Origin of the sequence: Simplicispira metamorpha (genome assembly GCF_004341365.1) — a bacterium.
GTDB lineage: Bacteria > Pseudomonadota > Gammaproteobacteria > Burkholderiales > Burkholderiaceae_C > Simplicispira > Simplicispira metamorpha.
Genome location: NZ_SLXH01000001.1, coordinates 118391 through 141520, shown reverse-complemented (window position 1 = coordinate 141520; position 23130 = coordinate 118391). Strand labels below are relative to the sequence as shown.

The following is a 23130-nucleotide window of genomic DNA, read 5'->3' as shown; positions in this document are numbered from 1 at the left end:
CCGCGGACCGCAGTTTCAAGGCACTTCATACATGGCAAACATTTTGGTGGTCGATGACGAGCACGGCATCCGTGACTTGCTGTCGGAAATCCTCAACGATGAGGGGCACAGCGTGGACCTGGCAGAAAACGCCACCCAGGCGCGTGCGGCGCGCAGTGCCGGCGGGTATGACCTGGTGCTGCTCGACATCTGGATGCCTGACACCGATGGCGTGACTTTGCTCAAAGAGTGGTCCAGCAGCGGCTTGCTCACCATGCCCGTCATCATGATGAGCGGGCACGCCACCATCGATACCGCCGTTGAGGCCACCCGCATCGGCGCATTCTCTTTTCTGGAAAAACCCATCACGCTGCAAAAGCTGCTCAAGGCAGTGGAGTCCGGGCTGGCGCGCAGCCAGGCGCGCACACAGGTAGCGGCTGTCTCTGTGCCCGCTGTGCCGGCCATGGATGGCGGTAATGGCTCGCTTGGCATGCTCAGCCTGCCAGCGGCCCTGCGGGAAGAGGTAGGCCCCCTGTCCCGCCAGGGCTTTGATCTGGACAGGCCGCTGCGCGAGGCGCGCGATGGCTTCGAGAAAGCCTATTTCGAATTTCACCTGGCCCGCGAAGGTGGCTCCATGACCCGCGTGGCCGAAAAAACCGGGTTGGAGCGCACCCACCTGTACCGCAAGCTGCGCCAGTTGGGCGTGGATCTGGCACGCGGAAAACGCAATTAATCACCACGCTTGGATCAAGTCGCGATTTTTGTGGCTATAATTCAAGGCTTAGGCCCGGTAGCTCAGTCGGTAGAGCAGAGGATTGAAAATCCTTGTGTCGGCGGTTCGATTCCGTCCCAGGCCACCAGTTAAAGTCAAAAAACCCGCTGTCCAAAAACAGCGGGTTTTTTGTTGTCCGACAAACTGGACGCCCGGTGCGGGAAGGGCTCTGTCCGTCCAGGAATGGTGCGTGCGCACCACGGGTGCTGGTGTTACCACTCTGGTGCGTTGGGCGCGGCGTTGTCGGGGTGGTGCTGCGCTGGCGCTGCGGGGTGGGCGCGATCGGTGTCCATGGCGGCGCGTTTGTGTTTGGCGTGGTAGGCGCTCAGCACCTGGTGGGCCACCATGTCCAGCGCGGGGCGGGTGTTGCCTTGTTTGTCTGTCCAGACGCGCGGCGTCAGGCTGCCGGCCAGGGCCACGCTGTCGCCCTCGGTCAGGGCCAGCAGGGCGTGGCACGGCGCATCGTCAAAGGCGATGACGTTGACAAACAAGCTTTCGCCGTCGCCCGAAGTGGCGCGCACTTTGCATACGGCAAAGGGCCTGCCGCTCTTGTCGGTGCGGGATTCCGGTGTGGCGTACAGCTTGCCTGCGATCAGTCCGTCAATCATGGTGTGCTCCTGGTTGCGGCGGGCAGTGTAGTGGCCGGGCGCTGGCGCGCCATGCACAACGGCGCCCGCAGGCGCCGTTTTTTCAGGGATTGAAGCCAAATTGGCCTCTGGCGCGCGCCGAGTCAGCGCGAGCAGCTATCGAATCAGTAGCATTATGCGCCGTGCGCTGCGGCCTTGACCTTCAGGCGCCAGGCGTGCAGCAGGGGTTCGGTGTAGCCGCTGGGCTGTTCTTTGCCCTTGAACACCAGATCGCACGCGGCCTGGTAGGCCATGCTGGTGGCAAAGTGGCCGGCCATGGGCTGGTAGAGCGGGTCGCTGGCGTTTTGCTTGTCCACTTTGGCGGCCATGCGTTCAAAGGTTTCGCGCACCTGGGCTTCGGTCACCACGCCGTGGTGCAGCCAGTTGGCCATGTGCTGGCTGCTGATGCGCAGCGTGGCACGGTCTTCCATCAGGCCCACGTCGTTGATGTCGGGCACCTTGGAGCAGCCCACGCCCTGGTCTACCCAGCGCACCACGTAGCCCAGGATGCCTTGGGCGTTGTTGTCCAGCTCTTGCTGCTTTTCTGCATCCGACCAGCTCGGGTTGCTGCTGACGGGGATGGTCAGCAGGCCGGTGAGCAGGTCGTCGCGCAGGGCGTCGGCGTCGGTTTGTTCCAGGGCGGCCTGGATGTCGGCCACCTTGACCTGGTGGTAGTGCAGCGCGTGCAGCGTGGCACCCGTGGGGCTGGGCACCCAGGCGGTGTTGGCGCCGGCCTTGGGGTGGGCGATTTTTTGCTCCAGCATGGCGGCCATCAGGTCGGGCATGGCCCACATGCCCTTGCCGATTTGCGCCTTGCCACGCAGGCCCATCGACAGGCCCACCAGCACGTTGCTGCGCTCGTAGGCGGTGATCCAGGCGCTGGTCTTCATGTCGCCCTTGCGGATCATGGGGCCCGCCAGCATGGCGGTGTGCATCTCGTCGCCGGTGCGGTCAAGGAAGCCGGTGTTGATGAAGGCCACACGGCTGGCGGCGGCGGCAATGCAGGCCTTGAGGTTGACGCTGGTGCGGCGCTCCTCGTCCATGATGCCCAGCTTGACGGTGCTGTCGGCCAGCCCCAGCAGCTGCTCGACGCGGCCAAACAGCTCGGCGGCAAACGCCACTTCGGCGGGGCCGTGCATTTTGGGCTTGACGATATAGACGCTGCCCTTGCGGCTGTTGCGCAGGCCGCCCGCACCGTGGCCTTGCAGGTCGTGCAGGGCGATGGTGGTGGTGACCACGGCATCCATGATGCCCTCGGGGATCTCTTTCACCGTGCCATCGGCGGCGGTATAGAGGATGGCCGGGTTGGTCATCAGGTGGCCCACGTTGCGCACGAACATCAGACTGCGGCCATGCAGGCGCACTTGGCTGCTGCCGTTGGCGGCGGTGTAGAGGCGGTCGGGGTTGAGGCCGCGCGTGAGCTGCTTGCCGCCCTTGTCAAACGACTCGGTCAGCGTGCCTTTCAGGATGCCCAGCCAGTTGCGGTAGCCCAGCAGCTTGTCGTCGGCATCGACGGCGGCCACGGAGTCTTCCAGATCAAGGATGGTGGACAGAGCCGCTTCCAGCACCACGTCAGCGACGCCAGCGGCATCCGACTGGCCAATGGGCGTGGCGCGGTTGATGATGATGTCGATGTGCAGGCCGTTGTGCGCCAGCAGCACCGACGATGGCGCTGCCGCCTCGCCCTGGTAGCCCACGAACTGGGCGGCGTCTTGCAGGCCGGTGGTGCTGCCGTTTTGCAGGGCCACCACGAGCTGGCCGCCTTCGACGCGGTAGCCGCAAGAATCCTGGTGCGAGCCAGCGGCCAGCGGCGCGGCCTGGTCGAGCACGTTGCGGGCAAAGGCGATGACCTTGGCGCCGCGCACGGGGTTGTAGCCAGGGCCTTTGTCGGCGCCATCGGTGTCGGGGATGGCGTCGGTGCCGTACAGCGCGTCGTACAGGCTGCCCCAGCGGGCGTTGGCCGCGTTCAGCGCGTAGCGGGCATTGAGGATGGGCACCACCAGCTGCGGGCCCGCCTGCGTGGCCAGCTCGTCATCGACGTTGGTGGTGGTGGCCTGCACCCCCGTGGGTGCGGGCACCAGGTAGCCGATGGTTTCGAGAAATTGGCGGTAGGCCGCCATGTCGGTGATGGGGCCAGGGTGGGCCTGGTGCCAGGTGTCCAGCTCGGCTTGCAGGCGGTCGCGCTCGGCCAGCAGGGCGATGTTGCGCGGCGCCAGGTCGGCCACGATGGCGTCAAAACCCTGCCAGAACGCGCTGCTCTCGATGCCGGTGCCGGGTAGCACCTCGTCTTCGATGAAACGGTGCAAAACGCTGGCAACTTGCAGGCGGTGAACGGCGGTGCGTGCGGTCATGGGCAATCCTTGAAAACGGTGGATGACAAAACGGTCAACGCCCCGCAGGGCGGCTGGCTGCCACTGTATTCGAATTGTTTGCAGCCATAAATACACCGAAAACATCAAAACCTGTGACTTTTATGCACAAATGCCGCCGCCCCGCAGCGGGTGGTGCGGCACGCGGCGCGGCGACCCGGATGCCGATGGCACGCGCTGCGGTGTAAAAACTATTATTTTGATAGCTGCTCGCGCACTATGGGTGGGCCTTGGAGGCATATTGGGCCTGAAAATGGGTGGGTACCTGCATGCCGTGGGCAAGGCAGCGCTGGCGTCTCCATAATCGGTGCCCATGGACAAGCTCAAGGCGTTTGAATCTTTTGTGTCGGTGGCCACGCGCGGCAGCCTCACGGCGGCGGCGCGGGCCGAAGGGGTGGCCCCGGCCATCATGGGGCGGCGCCTGGATGCGCTGGAAGAACACCTGGGCGTCAAGCTACTGGTGCGCACCACGCGGCGCATCAGCCTGACCAACGAGGGCAGCGCGTTTCTGGAAGACTGCCAGCGCCTGCTGGCCGATGTGTCCAACGCCGAGGCCAGCGTGTCTGCCGGGGGCATACAGGCCAGCGGGCATTTGCGCATCACCGCCCCGGCGGGGTTTGGCCGCCGCCATGTGGCGCCGCTGGTGCCACGGTTTCGGGGGCTGCACCCGGACGTGACCATCTCGCTCAACCTCAGCGACCGCGTGATTGACCTGACCGGTGAGGGCTTTGACTGCGCCGTGCGCGTGGGCGATTTGCCCGACTCCTCGCTGGTGAGCGTGCGCATTGCCGACAACCGGCGCCTGTGCGTGGCGGCGCCGCAGTATTTGCAGCGCCGGGGCACGCCGCAGCACCCCGGCGACTTGGCCGCGCACGACTGCCTGACGTTGTCCAGCGACGCCTCGCAGACGCGCGGCTGGGCGTTTCGGGTGCCGGTGGCGGGCCAGGATGCCCGCGCGGTGGTGCATATCCGCCCCGGTGGCCCGCTCGATTGCTCTGATGGCCAGGTGCTGTACGACTGGTGCCTGGCAGGCCACGGCATTGCCTGGCGCAGCAGCTGGGAGGTAGAGAGCGAGATCGCTGCGGGCCAGCTGGTGGCCGTGCTGGAGGAGTTTGCCGCGCCGCCCAACGGCATTTACGTGGTGTTTCCGCACGCCAAGCACCTGCCGCTGCGTGTGCGGCTGTGGATTGACTACCTCAAGCACCACTACAGCCAGCCCGGTTTCTGGAAAGCGGGCTGAGGCGGTTTCGGGTACGTTGGCGCCACCTGCCCTGCACCACCCCATCGGAAAGATTGCCCCCATGACCCTCGAAGCCGTTCTTGCCAGCCTGCACCTGCTGGCCATTCTGACCCTGGTGGTCTTTCTCTCCAGCCAGGCGGCGCTGTGCCGCATCGAGTGGATGAACGCTGCCGTGGTCGAGCGCCTGGCGCGGCTGGATCTGATCTACGGCATGGCTGCCGTGGCGGTGCTGGGCTCAGGGCTGGCGCGCGTGTTCTGGGGCATCAAGGGCGCGTCGTGGTATGCCACGCAGCCGATGCTGCACATCAAAGTGACGCTGTTCGTGGTGATGGCGCTGCTGTCGATAGCGCCCACGCTGGCGTTTCGGCGCTGGCGGCGCAACCTGCGTGCCAGCGGGGCGCTGCCGGGCGCCGCAGAGGTGGCCCAAGTGCGCCGCCTGGTGATGGTGCAGTCGCATGTGCTGCCGGTGGTGGCGCTGATCGCAGTGTTCTGGGCGCGCGGCTGGTAGCCGTGCGGTGCGGCACATGCCTGGCCTGACCAGGCCCTGGCGCCCGCAGGCCACGGTGCCCGTCCCAAAGCGCCATGGGCGGCCCGTAAAATCGCCGCATGCTTTCTGCCAAACAAGACCTTCTGGCCGCCCTGGCGGCCACACTGGAACAACTCTCCCCCGGTGCGGGCGCCCGCGCCGCGTTTGAATCCCCCAAAGTGGCCGCCCATGGCGACTTTGCCTGCACCGCTGCCATGCAACTGGCCAAGCCGCTCAAGCTCAACCCGCGCGCGCTGGGTGAACAGCTCAAGGCGGCGCTGGAGGCCACACCGGCCTTCCAGCGCTGGGTGGCGGCCATTGAAATCGCAGGCCCCGGTTTTCTGAACATCCGCCTGAAACCCGCCGCCAAGCAAGAAGTGGTGCGCGAGGTGCTGGCCGCTGGCGAGCGCTTTGGCTACCAGAGCGACCGGGGCCAGAAAGTGCTGGTCGAGTTCGTCTCGGCCAACCCCACCGGGCCGCTGCACGTCGGCCATGGCCGCCAGGCGGCGCTGGGCGATGCCATCTGCAACCTGTTTGCCACCCAGGGCTGGAACGTCCACCGCGAGTTCTATTACAACGACGCGGGCGTGCAAATCGACACCCTGACCAAATCCACCCAGCTGCGCGCCAAGGGCTTCCAGCCCGGCGACGACTGCTGGCCCACCGACAGCGACAACCCGCTGGCCAAAAACTTCTACAACGGCGACTACATCGCCGACATTGCCGAAGCCTTCAAGGCCAAAGCGACGGTGACAGCCGATGACCGCGCATTCACCGCCAACGGCGATGTGGAGGACTACGACAACATCCGCCAGTTTGCCGTGGCCTACCTGCGCAACGAGCAGGACAAAGACTTGCAGGCCTTCAACCTGCATTTCGACGAGTACTACCTCGAATCGAGCCTCTACACCAGCGGCCGCGTGGAGGCCACCGTCAACCGCCTGATTGCCAACGGCAAAACCTATGAGCAAGACGGCGCCCTGTGGCTCAAGTCCACCGACTACGGCGACGACAAAGACCGCGTCATGCGGAAAAAAGACGGCACCTACACCTACTTTGTGCCCGACGTGGCCTACCACATCGCCAAGTGGGAGCGCGGTTTCACCAAGGTGGTGAACATCCAGGGCACCGACCACCACGGCACCATCGCCCGCGTGCGCGCTGGCTTGCAGGCGGCCGATGTTGGCATCCCGCAGGGCTACCCCGACTATGTGCTGCACACCATGGTGCGCGTGGTCAAGGGTGGTGAAGAGGTCAAGATCAGCAAGCGCGCAGGCAGCTACGTCACGCTGCGCGACCTGATCGAGTGGACGAGCAAAGATGCAGTGCGCTTCTTCCTGCTGTCCCGCAAGCCCGACACCGAATACACCTTCGACGTCGATCTGGCCGTGGCGCAGAACAACGACAACCCGGTGTACTACGTGCAGTATGCCCATGCGCGCATCTGCTCGGTGCTGCGGGCATGGCAAGAGGCGGGCGGCGGCGATGTGGCGGGCCTGAAAGAGGTGGATCTGTCGGCCCTCGAAGGCCCGCAGGCCCAGGCGCTGATGTTGCAATTGGCCAAGTACCCCGAAATGCTCACCGCCGCCACCGAGGGTGAGGCGCCGCACGACGTGACTTTCTACCTGCGCGACCTGGCTGCCAGCTACCACAGCTATTACGACGCCGAGCGCATTCTGGTCGATGACGAAGCCGTCAAGCGTGCCCGTCTGGCGCTGGTCGCCGCCACGGCGCAGGTGCTGCACAATGGCCTGGCGGTGCTGGGCGTGTCGGCCCCCCAAAGAATGTGAGTAGTGACTGGCATATGAAACAACAACAGCAGGGCGGAACCATCATCGGCTTTATCCTGGGCCTGGTGGTGGGCTTGGGCACGGCGCTGGCCGTGGCCGTGTATGTGGCCAAGGTGCCCGTGCCCTTCATGGACAAGGGCACCGTCCGCAGCCCCGGGCAGGACGCGGTCGAAGAGCAAAAGAACAAGGACTGGGACCCCAACTCCCCCCTGTACGGCAAAAACCCGGCGCGCCCGGTGGTGCCCGTCACCCCCGCCGAGCCCGGTGCCAACCCTGATACTGCGCCCGCCGTGCAGGCGTCGGCCCCCGTGGCCCCGGCACAGGCCGCTTCGGCAGCGCGCGCTGCGGCCAGCAAGCCCACCGATGCCAAGGCCAGCGCCAAAACCGATCCCAAGGCCGACACCAAGACCGACCCCAAAGCCGATCCGCTGGGTGATCTGGCCAAGGCCAAGTCTGCCGCCGCAGGCAGCGTCGATCCGTTTGACTACTTCGTGCAAGCCGGCGCGTTTCGCACCCAGGCGGACGCCGATGCCCAGCGCGCCAAGCTGGCCATGCTGGGCTGGGAGGCCCGCGTGAGCGAGCGCGAACAAAATGGCCGCACCGTGTTCCGGGTGCGCGTGGGCCCCTTTGCCAAGCGCGATGACGCCGAGCAGCTCAAGGAAAAGCTCAACGACCTTACGGTGGAGTCGGCCCTGGTGCGTGTGCAGCGCTGAACTTTCCCGCCCCCTGTGGCTCAGAACCCGCAAACCCCAAGGAGTGCCTTTTCCATGAAACGCCGTGAGTTTTCTCTGTCTGCTGCCACTGCGGTGGCCGTCTCCAGCCTGTCTTTGCCCGCGCTGGCACAGTCCACTGCCCCCAAAGAGGGCAAGGATTACATCAAGCTGGGCAAGCCCGTGGCGCCCGACGCGCCTGCGGGCAAGGTCGAGGTGATTGAATTTTTCTGGTACAGCTGCGGCCATTGCCATACCTTTGAGCCGGTATTGAACACCTGGCTCAAGACGGTACCGGCCAATGTGGTGGTGCGCCGCGTGCCGGTGGCTTTCAACGCCAGCTTTGTGCCCGCGCAGAAGCTCTATTACGCCCTCGAAGGGCTGGGCAAGATCGAACCCTTGCACGCCCGGGTGTTTCGCGCCATCCATGTCGAGCGGCAAAAGCTGGCCAAGGAAGAAGACATCATGGCCTGGGCCGCCAAGCAGCCCGAGCTGGATATGGCCAAGTTCAAGGAGATGTACAACTCCTTCTCGGTGGCAGGGCAGGTGCGCCGCGCCACCCAGTTGCAAGAAGCCTATGGGGTGGAAGGCACCCCTTCCATGGGCGTGGCCGGGCGCTACTACACCGATGGCACCCACGCGGGCAGCATGCAGGCCGTGCTCCAGGTGGTCAACCACCTGGTGGGCCTGAGCGCCAAGGGCTGACGCCCCCAGCTGGCTGAAACCCTCCCACGGGCCCGCGCGATGCGGGCTTTTTTGTGGCCGGTGCATGGCTACAATCCATTGCAAGAATCGTGCCCTTTGATGAAACACCTCCTCCCGCTCCCCCTGCTGCTGTGCCTGGCCTGCGCCCCCTTCGGGCTGGCGCACGCTGAAAAAGCCGACCGCCAACAGCCCATGAATATCGAGGCCGATGCGCTGCGCCACGATGCGCAGCAGCAGACCAGCGTGTTCACGGGCCGCGTGGTTGTGACCAAGGGCTCCATCGTGCTGCGCGGCGCCCGCCTGGAAGTGCGCGAGGACGCGCAGGGTTACCAGTCGGGCGTGGTCACTGCCGAGGCGGGCCAGCGCGCCTTCTTCCGGCAAAAGCGCGACACCGCCCCCGGCGCGCCCGAGGAGTTCATCGAGGGCGAGGGCGAAACCATCGAATACAACGGCCGCACCGACAACGTGCGCATCCTGCGCCGCGCCGAGCTGCGCCGCTACCGGGGCGGCGCCCTGAGCGACGAGCTGCAAGGCGCCACCATCGTTTACAACAACCTCACCGACGTGTTCAGCGTGGATGGCCAAAAGGGTGCCCCCGGCGCCACGGGCACCAGCGGTGGCCGCGTACGCGCTGTGCTGGCCCCCAAAGACGCCCCCGCCCCGGCCCCCGCTGGCACCCCTGGCGCTCCCCTGCGCCCCAGCACCACGCTGGGCAACGGCAAACCATGAGTGCCACGCCCGCCAGCGCCGCTGCGCAGGCCAGCAGCCGCCTGGAAGTGCTGCACCTGGCCAAGTCCTACGGCAGCCGCAAAGTGGTCAAGGACGTGTCGCTGGTGGTGGAAAAAGGCGAGGTCGTGGGCCTGCTGGGCCCCAACGGTGCGGGCAAGACCACCTCGTTCTACATGATCGTCGGCCTGGTGCGCTGTGATGCGGGCGACATCCGCATCGACGGCCAATCGGTGGCGCAAATGCCCATCCACCGCCGCTCGCGCCTGGGCCTGTCGTACCTGCCGCAAGAGGCGTCGATTTTTCGCAAACTCTCGGTACAAGAGAACGTGCGCGCCGTGCTCGAATTGCAGCGCGGCGACGACGGCAAGCCCCTGCCCAAAGCCGTGATCGAAGAGCGCCTCACGGCCCTGCTGCAAGAGCTGCGCGTGGAGCACCTGCGCGAATCGCCGGCGCTGGCGCTGTCGGGCGGTGAGCGCCGGCGCGTCGAGATTGCCCGCGCCCTGGCCACGCAGCCGCGCTTCATCCTGCTGGACGAGCCCTTTGCCGGTATCGACCCGATTGCCGTCATCGAGATCCAGCGCATCATCGGTTTTCTGAAGGCGCGCGGCATTGGCGTGTTGATCACCGACCACAACGTGCGCGAGACGCTGGGCATTTGCGACCACGCCTTCATCATCAGCGACGGGCGCGTGCTGGCCCAGGGCACGCCCTCCGAGATTGTGGACAACGCCGAAGTGCGCCGGGTGTACCTGGGCGAGCATTTCCGGATGTGACCATGCGCCGCGCCTGCCCGCCTGCTCTGTGGTGCCGTGCTGGCCAGGTGCCGGTGTGTGCGGGTGGGCCAGGGGGGGCGGCATGAAGCCCGGCCTGTCGCTGCGCGTATCGCAGCACCTGGCGCTGACACCGCAGTTGCAGCAATCGATTCGCCTGCTGCAACTGTCCACGCTGGAGCTGGGCCAGGAGGTCGAGCAGATGCTCGACGACAACCCCTTTCTGGAGCGCGCCAGCGAAGAGGCCGAGCGCGAAGCCTTCGGTCTGCCGCAGGCCGATACCCCCGCCCAGGGCGATGAGGCGCCCGATTTTGCTATGGATATGGGAGCTGCTGGCGCAAGTGCAGCGGGCGTTAGCAGCCAAAATGACCTCAAATCCAGCACGGAGCCCTCCGACAGCGCTCCCGCCGACACCGTGGACGCCTTCGACGCCCCCGACTGGGGTGGCGACGGCAGCACCGACCTGGCCCCCGACGACAGCGAATGGGGCGGCGACGCCCCGGCACGCGGCCAGCAAGGCGACGGCGATGCGCAGGCCGAAGCGGCCGATCTGGCGCATGGCCACGAATCCCTCACCGCCTTTTTGCACCGGCAGGCGCTGGCGCTGCGCTTGTCCGAGCTGGACCGCGCTGCGCTGCACTTTCTCATCGAATCGCTCAACGACGACGGCTACCTGGAAGAGCCCCTGACCGAGCTGGCTGCGGGCCTGGCGGGCGAGGGCAACGCCGAAGAGCTGGAGGCGCTGTTGCACCACTTCACCGTGGCGCTGCACCTGCTGCACAGCCTGGAGCCCACCGGCGTGGGCGCACGCGACCTGGCCCAGTGCCTGACGCTGCAACTGCACGCTTTGCAGCGCGAAGGCGAGGTGGACGCCGACACGCTGCACACCGCGCTGCGCATCTGCCAGCAGCCGCTGGACATGCTGGCGCGGCGCGACGTGCGCCGCCTGACGCAGGCCTGCGGCGCCAGCGAAGAGCGCACCCGCGCCGCCATGGCCCTGATTGCGCGCCTGGAGCCGCGCCCGGGGCGGCGCTTTGCCCACGTCGAGCGCAACGCCATCGTGCCCGACGTGCTGGTGCGCCGCGTGGGCCGCAGCGGCCAGCAGTTCAGCGTGCAGCTCAACCCCGACGTGATGCCGCGTCTGCGCGTCCACGACATTTACGCGGGCGCCCTGCGCGGCCACCGGGGCGAAGACGGCCACCAGGCCTTGCAGCAGCGCCTGCAAGAAGCACGCTGGTTCATCAAAAACATCCAGCAGCGCTTTGACACCATCCTGCGCGTCTCGCGCGCCATCGTCGAGCGGCAAAAGAACTTCTTCATCCACGGCGAACTGGCCATGCGCCCGCTGGTGCTGCGCGACATTGCCGACGAGCTGGGCCTGCACGAGTCCACCATCTCGCGCGTGACCACCGCCAAGTACATGGCCACGCCCCAGGGCACCTACGAGCTGAAATACTTTTTCGGCTCAGGTTTGGGCACGGACACCGGCGGCAATGCGTCCAGCACGGCGGTGCGCGCGCTCATCAAGCAGTTCATCGCCGCCGAGAACCCGGCCAAGCCGCTGTCCGACGGCCAGCTGGCCGACATGCTCAAGGAGCAGGGCATTGAGTGCGCCCGCCGCACCGTGGCCAAGTACCGCGAGGGCCTGAAAATCCCCACGGTCACGCTGCGCAAAACGCTATAAGTTTAGTAGCTGCTTGCGCCCTCTGAGCGCGGCTTGGAGCTGGTTTTGGCTTCAAAAATCACTGGGCGGGCCGGATCGGGCACGCGCGGCGCTCAATCGTCCTCGGCCGCGCTGATCTCGGGAAACAGCACCTCCGTAAAGCCCAGCTGGCGCAGGTCGGTCATGCGCGCGGGGTAGAGCACGCCCCACAGGTGGTCGCACTCGTGCTGCACCACGCGGGCATGGAAGCCCTCGGCCACGCGATCGATGGGCTGGCCCAGGGCGTCCCAGCCGGTGTAGTGGATGCGGCTGTAGCGGGGCACTTTGCCGCGCAGGCCGGGCACCGACAGGCAGCCCTCCCAGTCTTCCTCCTGCGCGTCGCCCAGCGGCGTGATGGTCGGGTTGATGAGCACCGTGGGCGGCACCAGGGGGCGGTCGGGGTAGCGCGGGTTGGGCGTGTCCGAGCCAAAAATCACCACCTGCCAATCCATGCCGATTTGCGGCGCGGCCAGCCCGGCGCCCTGGGCGGCGCGCATGGTGTCGTGCAGGTCGGCCACCAGCTGGTGCAGGGCGGGGGTGTCAAAGGCGGTGACAGGCTGGGCGGTGCGCAGCAGGCGCGCGTCGCCCATTTTGAGAATGGTGTGGATGGTCATGCAGGGGTGGCGGGGGTCAAACCGCAGCAGTGCTGGTGGGGCTCCTAGCTTACCGGGGGCGTGCCAGCGCACGCGGGTGCCCTGCGTGCGCTATGGGCGTGGAGGCATGGTGGTGGTCCAGCTTGAACTCTGCCACCAGAGTGGCCAATTGCGTGGCCTGCTGTTGCAGGGCGTGGGCCGCTGCGGTGGCTTCTTCGACCAGTGCGGCGTTTTGCTGCGTGGCCTGGTCCATCAGGTTCACGGCGTTGCCCACTTCGGCAATGCCCACGCTTTGCTCTTTGCTGGCGGCGCTGATTTCTCCGACGATCTCCGTCACCTGGCGCACCCGCGTCACCACCTCCTGCATGGTGGCGCCCGCTGCCTGCACCAGCTTGCTGCCGTTATCGACTTGCCCGGTGGAGTCGTCGATCAGGCCCTTGATTTCTTTGGCCGCCTGGGCGCTGCGCTGGGCCAGGTTGCGCACCTCGGCGGCCACCACGGCAAAGCCGCGCCCTTGCTCGCCAGCGCGCGCGGCTTCGACGGCGGCGTTGAGGGCCAGGATGTTGGTCTGGAAGGCAATGCCGTCGATGACGCTGATGATGTCTGCCATGCGCTGCGATGAGGCGTGGATGGCGCCCATGGTCTGCACCACCTCCTGCACCACGCTGCCGCCTTGCGTGGCCACCTGCGAGGCGGTGTGCGCCAGCGCGTTGGCCTGGCGGGCGCTCTCGGCGTTTTGCTGCACGGTGCTGGTCAGTTGCTCCATGGCTGCGGCGGTTTCTTCCAGGGAGCTGGCCTGCTGCTCGGTGCGCGAGGACAAGTCCTGGTTGCCGCTGGCAATCTCCTGGGTGGCCTGGCGCACCGATTCGGAGGACTCGCGGATGCGCACCAGCACCCCGGCGATTTTGCCCACGAAGTCATTGAACGCCTGGGCAATGTGCGTCAGCTCATCGTTGCCGTGGGTGTCGAGGCGGCGCGTCAGGTCGCCCTCGCCCGAGGCGATGTCGGCCAGCGCATCGCGCACCACAGCCAGGCGGCGCAGCTGGCGGCTGACTGCGAAAGACACCAGTACCACCGTCACCAATATGCACAGCGCGGTGATGGTGGCGGCCACTTGCAGCAGGTTGCGCACGCTGGCCGTGGCCTGTGCGCGGTCAATGGCCACGGCCAGCAGCCAGGGTGTGCCCTCTACCTTGGCTGCGTACAGCAGTTGGTTGGTGCCATCCACGGCCACGGTGGCGCTGCTGGCGTTGTCGGCCAATTGGCGCAGCAGTGCCGCGTTCAGCTGCGGTGAGATGGCCGAGACGGGTTTGAGGGCGTTGTCTGCTTTGGCGTGGGCCAGGATGTTGCCGTCTCCGTCCACCAGGAAGGCAAAGCTTTGCGACAGGGGCCGGATGGCATTGACCTTCTGGGCGATGGTGTCCAGGTGCATATCGGTGCCCACCACGGCGGTGTGCTGGCCCCGGGGGCCGACTGCTTCCACAAAACTGATGGTCAGTTTGCCCGTGGTGGCATCGACATAAGGCGCGGTCAGGGCGGGCGCGCCGACTTTGATGGCGAACTGGTACCACGGCCGGTTCACGCCGCTGTAGCCCGGTGGCATGGCGTGCGGGAAGATGGCGCGGTCATCGGCATAAACAAAGTAGGCGTCATCAAAAGCCCCGGCCTGCTTGGCCGCCAGCAAAAACGGCACGGGCTCGGCCTGCCCCACTGCCAGTTGGATGGAGCTGGTGATGCGCTGCTTGTCTTTGACCCACTCGGTCAGCTCGTTGGCATGGTTGCGCGCCAGCTGGCCCATGCGCTCGTCCAGGCTCTGGAGCGTGTTGTTGCGCACCACCACAAAAGTGGCGCTGGCCAGTGCAAACAGTGCGATGACCGTGATGGCAACGCAAATCCCGATCAGGCGGGCTCTAAGGGTGTGAAACATGGTGGCCTTTGTGCGGGGGAGGCAGGTGGCAAAAGAGCAAACAAAAGAGCAAACAATGATCAGGGTTATCCGTGACAGAAAGCCAGAAATCAATAGGTGTTTCTTGCCGTGCAAGTTCCATGCCCAGTGCCGGGGGATTGGGGCCGTCAGCGCTGCCGTTGTGCGACCATCGCGGCTTTGTTTTTGTGCAGGAGTTGCTACATGGCCCGTGTCGTTTTTGAACTGCCGTCCGAGTTTGTCTTTTCTACCGATGTGCCCATCTACATTGGCCACATCAACCATGGCCACCACCTGGACAACGCCCAGTTGCTGACCCTGGTGGCCGAGGCGCGCACGCGCTTTCTGCGCTCCATGGGCTACACCGACCGCGACGCCGAAGGACTGGCCATGGTGGTGGGCGATGTGGTGGTGCAGTACGAATCCGAAGCGCTGTACGGCGAGACCCTGCGCATCGACATGACGCCCATGGACTTCAACAAATACGGCTTTGATCTGGTGTTCCGCATCACCGACGCGCACCAGGGCCGCGCCGTGGCCCGGGGCAAGCAGGGGCTGGTGTTTACCGACCCGCAAGAGCGCCGCGTGCGCTTGCTGCCACCGGCGCTGCTGGCGCGGCTGGGGCACACGCCCGCCTGAGCGCGCCCGGCGGGCGCAGCAGGCAGACGGTTTATCCTTGGCGCGGTATGAACCAACTTCAACTTTTTCTGCCCTGCGCCGCCGGTGTCGAGGGTTTTCTGGCCGACGAAGTCCACCAGACCACGGGCCTGACCGGCCACGACCTGCTCACCGGGCGCGGCGGTGTGCTGCTGCGTGCCTCGTGGCGCGACGCGCTGCTGCTGAACTTGCACAGCCGCCTGGCCCAGCGCGTGCTGGTGCAACTGGCCCACGCCCCCTACCGCAGCGAAAACGACCTCTACGAGATCGCCAGCGGCGTGGCCTGGGAAATCTGGTTCACCACGCGCCAGACCTTCAAGATCGAAGTCACCGCCCAGCACAGCCCGCTCAACAGTCTGAATTTTGCTGCCCTGCGCGTCAAAGACGCTGTGGCCGACCGCTTCCGCGCCAAATCGGGCGTGCGCCCCGATGTGAATACCCAGTGGCCCGACGTGCGCATCCACCTGCACCTGACCACCGAGCACGCCACCGTCTATATCGACACCTCGGGTGAGGCGCTGTTCAAGCGCGGCTGGCGCGAGGACAAGGGCGATGCGCCGTTGAAGGAAACCCTGGCCGCCGCCATGATTGCCGCCAGCGGCTGGGACCCGCACGGCGAGGCCCCCCTGCCGCTGTACGACCCCTGCTGCGGCAGCGGCACCGTGGTGATCGAGGCGGCGCAAATCGCCTGCCGCATTGCCCCCGGCCAGCGCCGCCGCTTTGCCTTTGAGAAGCTGCTGCCATTCCAGGCTCATGTCTGGAATGCTATTAAAAACGAAGCTGCCAGCGCAGAGCAAGCAAGCCCTGTAGCCATTTTTGGCAGTGATGTATCGCACCGCATGGTGGACTTTGCCCAGCGCAACGCCGAGCGCGCTGGGGTGGCGCACGCCGTGCAGCTGCGCGGTGGCGACGCCTTGCAGCGCATGCCTCCGTGCGAGCAGCCCGGCGTGATGCTGCTCAACCCGCCCTACGGCGAGCGCATTGCCGCCGCCGGCAGCGCCGGCCAGAACGCCAGCGAGCGCGCCGCCCAGCGCGCCCAGGGCGGCGCCGTGGGCCGCGAGGCCGCGCACACCGAAGACGGCGGCGAATTCTTCAGCCAACTGGCTGCGCACTGGAAGAAAAACTACGCCGGTTGGCAGGCCTGGATGCTCACCCCCGACCTGAAGCTGCCCGGCAAGATGCGCCTGAAAGAATCGCGCCGCGTGCCGATGTGGAACGGCCCTATCGAGTGCCGGTTGTTCCGCTTCGACATGGTCAAGGGCGCCGTGCGCGCGCCGCGCCCGGGCAATGCCCCCGAGGGCGCGCCTGGCGCCGCTGCGCCCGCTGCCGCCCCCGCCGGTGCGCCCCGTGCGCGTTGAGCTGCGCTGGCCGCTGGCTGCGCCCGCCACTGGCCCGTGCGCCGTGGTGCTGGACACCAACATCGTGCTCGACCTGCTGGTGTTTGCCGACCCCGCCACCGCCGTGCTGCGCCAGCTGCTGCAAGGCGGTGAGGTGCGCTGGCTGGCCACGGCGCCCATGCGCGATGAGCTGGAGCGTGTGCTGGCCTACCCGCAAATCGCCCCGCGCGTGGCCTTTTATGGGCTGGACGCTGCCGCCGTGCTGCAAGCCTACGACGCCCAAGTCCAATGGGTGGACGTGCCCGCGCGCGTGCCCGTGGTCTGCCGCGACGCCGACGACCAGCGCTTTCTCGATCTGGCCGCTGCCCACCGCGCGCTGCTGCTGAGCAAAGACAAAGCCGTGCTGGCCGTGCGCAAGCGCCTGCTGGCCTACGGCGCGCAGGTGGCCACGGCGCTGGTGTGGGCGGTGCCCGGCGCGGTGCGGCCAGACGCCACCCACTATGCCCCGCCGGAGGCTGCCCCGCTGGCCGCGCCTGCCCTGGTCGCCGCCCCTCCTGTCACGACCCCTGCCTAGAATTTTTTGCCATGGACGCTCCTTCTGCCAGCCCGGCTTCCTTTGCTGCTTCTGCGGCCCCTGCACCGCGCCCCACGGTGCGCTTTTTGCTCGCCCACCCGGCGCACTTCATCGCGCTGGGCTTGGGTGCAGGGCTGTCGCGCAACGCCCCCGGCACCGTGGGCACGCTGTGGGCCTGGCTGGCCTTTTTGCTGTTGCAACACTGGCTCGATCCGCTGCGCCTGGGCCTGCTCATCGTGTTTGCCACGCTGGGCGGCTGGTGGGCCTGCACCCTCACCGCCCGCCACATGCGCGTGGCCGACCCCGGCGCCATCGTCTGGGACGAGGTGGTGGCCTTCTGGCTGGTGCTGTGGCTGGCCATGCCGATGGGCTTTTGGGGCCAGTTCTGGGCGTTTGTGCTGTTCCGGTTTTTTGATGCCGTCAAACCCGGCCCCGTGGGCTGGGCCGATGGCCTGTTCAAAGGCTTTGGCTGGCGCGGTGGCTGGGGCATTTTGTTTGACGACCTGGTGGCGGCGTTTTGCACCCTGCTGGTCATTGCACTGTGGAGGTTCTGGGTATGAGTGCCGTTTCACTATCAAAAAATGAGCTGGATGCGCCCACTGCACAAGCGCTGGAGGCCATTTTGGTGTCTATTTCTGGCGCCCTGCTGGCGCGCGGCTGGATGCTGGCCACCGCCGAGAGCTGCACCGGCGGCCTCATCGCCGCCGCCTGCACCGATCTGGCTGGCTCCAGCCAGTGGTTTGAGCGCGGTGTGGTCAGCTACTCCAACGCCGCCAAAACCGAGCTGCTGGGCGTGGATGCCGACCTGATTGCGCAGCATGGCGCCGTCAGCGAACCCGTGGCCCGCGCCATGGCCGAGGGCGCGCTGGCCCGCTCCCACGCCCAGGTCAGCCTGGCCGTGACCGGGGTGGCCGGGCCTACCGGGGGCAGTGCCGACAAGCCCGTGGGCACGGTGTGGTTAGCCTGGTGCGTGGACGGCACAACCCACAGCGAGGTACAGCACTTTGCGGGCGACCGCGCCGCCGTGCGCGCCGCCACGGTGCGGCACGCCTTGCAACACCTGTCCGCACGGCTGCCGCGCTGATCCGGGCCCTGCGGTTTCTCGAAAATTCAATATTTCCCCCCATCTGCCGATAAAACACGGAGGTTCGTCAACAACACTCAGCCAGGAGGGATGGCCCCGTGACCCCTATTTCAGCATTGCGCATGGCAAGTCCGCTGGACAACGCCAGCTATACCCGCTTGAGTGAGCGCGGAGGGTCGGCAGGTGCGGCTGGTTCAGTCCAGCTCGTCCAGGCAGGTGCCCTGGATAAGGCGCAAGCACAAGCGCCCCCGACCGCATCCGTCGTCTGGCTCTCGCAGGCGCCAGAAAGGGCGGTGCCCGCAGACAACACCTACGAGCAGCTGCAACCGTTCACCGTGACCACGGTATCCAAGGCCGACACGCTGGCCAGCGCAATGCCCAAGCCGTCCGGCGCCGAGAAAACCTGGGCTTCTTCCCCCGCCGGAGACGCCATCAGCACCTTGATGGCCCGCAACTACGGCACCACCCCCCGAGACAGAGACAACCTTGCCAACCAATGGCGTGGCCTGGGCAGTGCCTTGCTGTCCAAGCTGTCTGCGGCGACCACCGAGCCTGTGGATTTTCGGCAGACGATGCTGGTGGGCATAGACCCCACGCAGTCGCTTGACGATCAGTTCAGCAACCTCCAGCGCAAGGCCGCCACGGTCACGTTGCAGATCAAGACCCGTTCCGGGCAGACCGTGGATTTGCAGATCGCAGTGAACAACCAGCCCCGGCTGCCCAACGCGAGCGCCAACCCCGGCATTCAGGTGGCGGTCAGCAGCTCTGGCGCGTTGAGCGATGCCGAGCGCCAGGCGCTGGTCACACTCTCCGATGGACTGGAAGAGGCGCTTGCCGGGCTGGGCCAGTCAGAGTCGCCCACCATGGATTTGGCGGGCCTGATGAACTACGACCGCAGCGTGTTTTCAGGGCTGAGCCTGGACATCGTGAACCCCACGGCATCGGCTGCGGTCGGTGCGTTTTCATTGCGGCTGGGGGAGCACGAAAACACGCTGGCCTTCAAAGGCACGGCGGGCCAGATCGACCTGCGCCTGGATGTGACCCCGCCGCTGTCAGCGGACAACGCGCAGCAGCGCCAGGCGGCCCTGGCCCAGCAGCTGCAACTCATTGACGCCGCAGCAGAACGCGGCCATGCCGACGCCGCCCTGGTGGACTTGTTCAAAAGCAGTTTCACGCAAATGCACCAAGCGGCTGCGTCCAGCGAGGGCCGCGCAGTGGGCGTTTTGGGCATGTCTCCAGCCCTTCCCGGCCCGGGCTTCACAGAGCAGGCGCAGCCCTTGTTGAGCGGATTGACGGACTTTGAGGCCAGCTTCAGCGGCGACTTCACCCGCAACAACCGCTGGAACAGCGTGACCGAAAAAGGCCATGTGGAATACGAGATCAGCCAGAAAACCGAGGTGCAGACCGACCCCCGCAAAGACACGGCATCCATCGTCCAAGAGCAAAGCGAGCAACTGAAGTCGCAATACGCCAAAGCACGCAATGAAGGCATGCTGGACATCTCCTCCGGCAATTTCGATCGCTACCGCATTCAAGACCGGCGCACGGTCACGACCTTGCTTGAAGCAGCCAAAGACCGGCTCACCAACGCCGTGCAAAAGACAGACCAGACGCAGTCGCATACCCACGAAACCCTGGTCAATAACCGCGTGCAGGAACGGCGCGAAACGCCCGACGAGCAGCACTTCCTGAAGTCCTTGCAGTGAGGGCGGGCGGTTTCTGAGACCACTGCAAGCGGCGCTGTAGCATGGGCGCGCCACATTCAGGAGGAGGCCGTATGCACCCCAACGCCCAGACACTGCACCGCTTTTACACCGCCTTCAGCCAGCTAGACCACGCCCGCATGGCCGCCTGCTACGCACCCGAGGCCACGTTTGATGACGAAGCTTTTTCGCTCCAGGGCCGCGAGCAGGTGGCGGGCATGTGGCGCATGCTGTGCAGCGCCAGCCAAAAGCCCGGCGCTGCACAGCACTGGAAGCTGGAGTTCAGCGGCATCGAGGCCGACGCCAGTGGTGGTCGCGCCCACTGGCAAGCGCGCTACCTTTTCAGCGCCACCGGGCGCGTGGTGCACAACGTTGTGGACGGCGTCTTCACCTTTACCCCCGACGGGCTGATTGCCACGCACCGCGACCGCTTCAGCTTCTGGCGCTGGGCGCGCCAGGCACTGGGCGCCCCGGGCGTGCTGCTGGGCTGGTCGCCCTCGCTCAAGCGCAAGGTGCGCAGCACGGCGGCAGGCAATCTGAAAAAATTTCTGGCGCAGGGGTGAGGCGGCGCTCACGAGCCGCTGGGTGAGCGCCCATCTGCCGTTGCACCGCCCAGGCGGTCTATCAACACCGCGCTGGCCTCACTCAGACCCAGCACCTGCACGGTGCAGCCGTGCTGGCGCAGGCGCTGCACCACCTTGTCCAGCGCGGCCACGGCGGTCACGTCCCAAAAGTGCGCGCGCGAGACGTCGATGGTGACGTGCCGGTGCTCGGCGCCCAGCACGTCAAACGCCTCGATGAACGCATCGGCAGAGGCAAAAAACACCTGTCCCGCCACGCGCCAGATGCGCTGGCCATGGGTGGCTGCGCTGCCGGTTTCTGCGCCCATGCCAGTGCTGCCACTGCCGCCGCTGTGGAGCGCACTGCCCACACCGTCGCCCGCGTCAGCCTCGTCAATATCCTCGCACTGCACGTCCAGCATGCGCGAGACCTTGACCGCAAAAAACACCCCGCTGAGCACCACGCCCACGGCCACGCCCGCCGCCAGGTTGTGCGTCCCTATCGTCACCACCACGGTGGCCAGCATCACGGCGCTGGACAGGCGCGGGTGGCGCACCAGCGTGCGCAGCGATTTCCAGTCGAATGTCTCTGCCGACACCATCACCATGATGGCGACCAGCGCCACCACCGGCACCTGTGACACCCAGGGCTTGAGCGCCACCATCAGCACCAGCAAAAACACCCCCGCAAATAGCGTGGACAGGCGCCCGCGCCCGCCGTATTTGACGTTGCCCACGGCCTGGCCAATCATTCCGCAGCCCGCAATGCCGCCAAAGCAGCTGGCGGCGATGTTGGCCAGGCCCAGGCCGGTGCATTCGCGGTTTTTGTTGCTGGGCGTGTCGGTCAGCTCATCGACCACGGCGGCGGTCAGCACCGATTCGAGCAGGCCGACCATGGCAATGGCCAGCGCGGGCAGCAAGATGGTGCGCAGCGTCTCCAGCGTGGCGGGCACCTCGGGCAGGCCCCAGGCGGGCAGGGCGCTGGGCAGCTGGCCCAGGTCGGCCACGGTGGCCAGCGGCAGGCCCCGCCACGATGCCAGCAGCGTCAGCACCACCACGCAAATCAGCGGCGACGGAATGGCCGTGAGCGCGCGCCAGCCCAGCACGGCGCCCAGGCGCGGCAGGCCGTAAATCAGCGCCAGGCCCAGCGCCAGCATGGCCCAGGTGGCGGCATTGGCGTCCGCCAGGTGCGGCCACTGCGCGGCAAAAATCAAGATGGCCAGCGCGTTGACAAAGCCAGTGCGCACCGAGCTGGAGACAAAGCGCATCAGCACCCCCAGCCGCAGCAGGCCAAACACCACCTGCACCGCGCCCGCCAGCAGCCCCGCCGCCAGCAGGTATTGCAGCCCGTGCGACTGCACCAGCGGCGCTGCCACCAGCGCCACCGAGCCCGCCGCCGCCGACACCATGGCCGGGCGCGCGCCCGCAAACGCAATCACGATGCTGATGACGAACGAGGCAAACAGCCCCACCGACGGATCGACGCCCGCGACAAACGAGAACGCAATCACTTCGGGGATCAGCGCAAACGTGGCCACGGCCCCGGCGAGCAGCTCGCGCGGGATGCTGGGCGCCCATTCGGCGCGCAGGCGGGTTAGAAACAAGGGGCTCATGCAACAGCAACGCGCCCGAAGGCGCGTGGAAAAGGGAGGTCAAAGAATCAAGCCAAATTGGCTTCTATCACCCGTTTGGCGTGCGCTAGCAGCTATCAAATCAATAGCGATTTTGCGTCAGGCGCCGCAGCACTTCTTGAACTTCTTGCCGCTGCCGCAGGTGCAGGGGTCGTTGCGGCCCGGCTCGGGGGCTTTGCGCAGGGTTTCGATGCGCGGGCCCACGCTTTTCCAGAGCTGGCGCAGGTCGTACACGGCCCAGATGGCCTCGCCAAACAGCTCCACACGCGCCTGGCTGACGCTGGGTGGGCCGTCTTCGGCGTACATGCTGACGCTGGGCGTGCCGGTGTCGTCTTCGGTCAGGGCGACGATGCTGTCCAGGGCTTCATCCAGCCACTGGGCGGTTTCCTTGTCGCGGGGGGGCTGCCATTCTTCGGGCCAGTTCTCCACAGCAAACATGAAGCCCAGCGCCCAGACCTGGGCAAACGAGGGGATGTCCTGGCCGGCCAGTTCGGCGCGCTCGGCTTCAGAGAGGGCAGCGACGGCACCGCGCATGTCCATCACATCGGGCTCGAAGGTGCGCTCGTCGTCCAGGGTTTTGACGTCGGTGTCCAGCGCCTGCTCGATCTCGTTCCAGCGCCGCTGCCACAGCGCCAGAAACTGCGCTTGCTGTGCGGCGTCGGCAAACGGCTCCAGCAGCGGCAGGCTCTCGCCTTCGGCCACGTCGATGGCGGCGCCATCGCCCAGCAGCATGGGCAGGTATTCGGCTGCTCCGATGGCGCGGCGGCTGCACACCAGCGCGGTCAGAAAGCCGTCGCAGAACTCCCACTGCGGGATTTCTTCACTGCGCGTGCGCAGGTCGTCCAGGAGGGTTTCCAGGGCGTCGATGTCGTCGCTGCTCAGGGCCGGGGCGGTGGCGGCGTGGTCAGGGGTGGGCGATGTGGGGTCGTTCATGGCGGGCTCCGTGGGTCGGTCAAAAGCGGGTGGATAGAGAAGGCTGCGGCGCAGAAAAAATGGCAGCGGGGTGCTCGCTCAGGGGCCCGGGCCGCAGGGCGCGTGCCGGTGGCGCCGCCAGCGGGGCGCAAAGTGTAGCGCTGGTGTCTGGGCGCCAGTGCAGTGCCACGCGGGCGGCCACCGGTGGGTAGCGGGTACTGGTGTGCCTGGAGGGGG

General features: G+C 66.5%; 22 protein-coding genes and 1 tRNA gene. 17 read left to right on the top strand and 6 right to left on the bottom strand.

The window, feature by feature from the left end:
* Positions 1–31 precede the first annotated feature (31 nt).
* Together EV674_RS00680 and EV674_RS00675 are read left to right on the top strand one after the other, a co-directional pair.
* The gene (locus tag EV674_RS00680) at positions 32–712 is read left to right on the top strand and encodes a response regulator (protein WP_119012434.1); all 681 of its coding nucleotides are present in this window, start codon (positions 32–34) and stop codon (positions 710–712) included.
* A gap of 51 nt (positions 713–763) precedes the next feature.
* Positions 764–839, top strand: a tRNA-Phe gene (locus EV674_RS00675).
* Between the two features lie 124 nt (positions 840–963).
* Here the strand turns inward: EV674_RS00675 and EV674_RS00670 are convergent.
* Together EV674_RS00670 and EV674_RS00665 are read right to left on the bottom strand one after the other, a co-directional pair.
* Positions 964–1359 carry a single-stranded DNA-binding protein gene (locus EV674_RS00670; RefSeq protein ID WP_119012455.1) on the bottom strand — a complete coding sequence of 132 codons (396 nt, stop codon included), beginning with the start codon at positions 1357–1359 and terminating at the stop codon, positions 964–966.
* Positions 1360–1511: 152 nt separating this feature from the next.
* Positions 1512–3728 (bottom strand): malate synthase G, encoded by a 2217-nt coding sequence (locus EV674_RS00665; protein WP_119012433.1) that lies wholly within the window; start codon positions 3726–3728, stop codon positions 1512–1514.
* Positions 3729–4059: 331 nt separating this feature from the next.
* On the opposite strand from EV674_RS00665, the gene EV674_RS00660 reads away from it, so the two are divergent.
* The 8 genes from EV674_RS00660 to EV674_RS00625 all read left to right on the top strand — a co-directional run bounded on the left by EV674_RS00660 (position 4060) and on the right by EV674_RS00625 (position 11900).
* Positions 4060–4986 carry a LysR family transcriptional regulator gene (locus EV674_RS00660; RefSeq protein ID WP_119012432.1) on the top strand — a complete coding sequence of 309 codons (927 nt, stop codon included), beginning with the start codon at positions 4060–4062 and terminating at the stop codon, positions 4984–4986.
* A 61-nt stretch (positions 4987–5047) separates the two neighbouring features.
* Positions 5048–5494, top strand: coding sequence for a DUF2214 family protein (locus EV674_RS00655; RefSeq protein WP_119012454.1), 447 nt, complete (start codon positions 5048–5050; stop codon positions 5492–5494).
* A gap of 98 nt (positions 5495–5592) precedes the next feature.
* On the top strand, positions 5593–7302 hold the full coding sequence (argS, locus tag EV674_RS00650) for an arginine--tRNA ligase (RefSeq protein WP_119012431.1): 1710 nt from the start codon (positions 5593–5595) through the stop codon (positions 7300–7302).
* A 14-nt stretch (positions 7303–7316) separates the two neighbouring features.
* Entirely contained in the window at positions 7317–8015 is a 699-nt protein-coding gene (locus EV674_RS00645; protein WP_119012430.1) for an SPOR domain-containing protein, read from the top strand.
* 54 nt (positions 8016–8069) lie between these two features.
* Positions 8070–8717, top strand: a complete 648-nt coding sequence (locus EV674_RS00640) for a thiol:disulfide interchange protein DsbA/DsbL (protein WP_119012429.1) — start codon at positions 8070–8072, stop codon at positions 8715–8717.
* Between the two features lie 99 nt (positions 8718–8816).
* Complete coding sequence (lptA, locus tag EV674_RS00635; RefSeq protein ID WP_119012453.1) at positions 8817–9446, top strand: lipopolysaccharide transport periplasmic protein LptA; 630 nt, start codon at positions 8817–8819, stop codon at positions 9444–9446.
* Complete coding sequence (gene lptB / locus EV674_RS00630; RefSeq protein WP_119012428.1) at positions 9443–10219, top strand: LPS export ABC transporter ATP-binding protein; 777 nt, start codon at positions 9443–9445, stop codon at positions 10217–10219. Before lptA ends, lptB begins: the two co-directional genes overlap by 4 nt.
* Before the next feature lie 82 nt (positions 10220–10301).
* Positions 10302–11900, top strand: a complete 1599-nt coding sequence (locus EV674_RS00625; protein WP_119012427.1) for an RNA polymerase factor sigma-54 — start codon at positions 10302–10304, stop codon at positions 11898–11900.
* Between the two features lie 92 nt (positions 11901–11992).
* Here the strand turns inward: EV674_RS00625 and def are convergent, their stop codons facing one another.
* A complete protein-coding gene (gene def / locus EV674_RS00620; RefSeq protein WP_119012426.1) occupies positions 11993–12532 on the bottom strand; it encodes a peptide deformylase in 540 nt (179 codons plus the stop codon).
* Between the two features lie 49 nt (positions 12533–12581).
* The gene (locus tag EV674_RS00615) at positions 12582–14438 is read right to left on the bottom strand and encodes a methyl-accepting chemotaxis protein (protein ID WP_119012425.1); all 1857 of its coding nucleotides are present in this window, start codon (positions 14436–14438) and stop codon (positions 12582–12584) included.
* Positions 14439–14639: 201 nt separating this feature from the next.
* Between EV674_RS00615 and EV674_RS00610 the strand changes: the two genes are divergently transcribed.
* From EV674_RS00610 to EV674_RS00580, 7 genes are all read left to right on the top strand, one after another.
* Entirely contained in the window at positions 14640–15074 is a 435-nt protein-coding gene (locus tag EV674_RS00610) for an acyl-CoA thioesterase (RefSeq protein ID WP_119012424.1), read from the top strand.
* Between the two features lie 47 nt (positions 15075–15121).
* On the top strand, positions 15122–16450 hold the full coding sequence (locus tag EV674_RS00605; RefSeq protein ID WP_119012423.1) for a THUMP domain-containing class I SAM-dependent RNA methyltransferase: 1329 nt from the start codon (positions 15122–15124) through the stop codon (positions 16448–16450).
* Positions 16440–17003, top strand: a complete 564-nt coding sequence (locus EV674_RS00600; RefSeq protein WP_119012452.1) for a putative toxin-antitoxin system toxin component, PIN family — start codon at positions 16440–16442, stop codon at positions 17001–17003. The genes EV674_RS00605 and EV674_RS00600 overlap by 11 nt, the downstream gene beginning before the upstream one ends.
* An 11-nt stretch (positions 17004–17014) precedes the next feature.
* Positions 17015–17563 carry a phosphatidylglycerophosphatase A family protein gene (locus tag EV674_RS00595; protein ID WP_119012422.1) on the top strand — a complete coding sequence of 183 codons (549 nt, stop codon included), beginning with the start codon at positions 17015–17017 and terminating at the stop codon, positions 17561–17563.
* Complete coding sequence (locus EV674_RS00590) at positions 17560–18087, top strand: CinA family protein (protein WP_119012421.1); 528 nt, start codon at positions 17560–17562, stop codon at positions 18085–18087. Before EV674_RS00595 ends, EV674_RS00590 begins: the two co-directional genes overlap by 4 nt.
* Before the next feature lie 98 nt (positions 18088–18185).
* Entirely contained in the window at positions 18186–19793 is a 1608-nt protein-coding gene (locus EV674_RS00585) for a hypothetical protein (protein ID WP_132750333.1), read from the top strand.
* Between the two features lie 71 nt (positions 19794–19864).
* Positions 19865–20353 (top strand): nuclear transport factor 2 family protein, encoded by a 489-nt coding sequence (locus EV674_RS00580; protein WP_119012419.1) that lies wholly within the window; start codon positions 19865–19867, stop codon positions 20351–20353.
* Between the two features lie 8 nt (positions 20354–20361).
* On the opposite strand, the gene EV674_RS00575 is transcribed toward EV674_RS00580, so the two are convergent.
* The gene (locus EV674_RS00575) at positions 20362–21963 is read right to left on the bottom strand and encodes a SulP family inorganic anion transporter (protein ID WP_119012418.1); all 1602 of its coding nucleotides are present in this window, start codon (positions 21961–21963) and stop codon (positions 20362–20364) included.
* Positions 21964–22080: 117 nt separating this feature from the next.
* On the bottom strand, positions 22081–22914 hold the full coding sequence (locus tag EV674_RS00570) for a YecA/YgfB family protein (protein ID WP_119012417.1): 834 nt from the start codon (positions 22912–22914) through the stop codon (positions 22081–22083).
* Between the last annotated feature and the right edge of the window lie 216 nt (positions 22915–23130).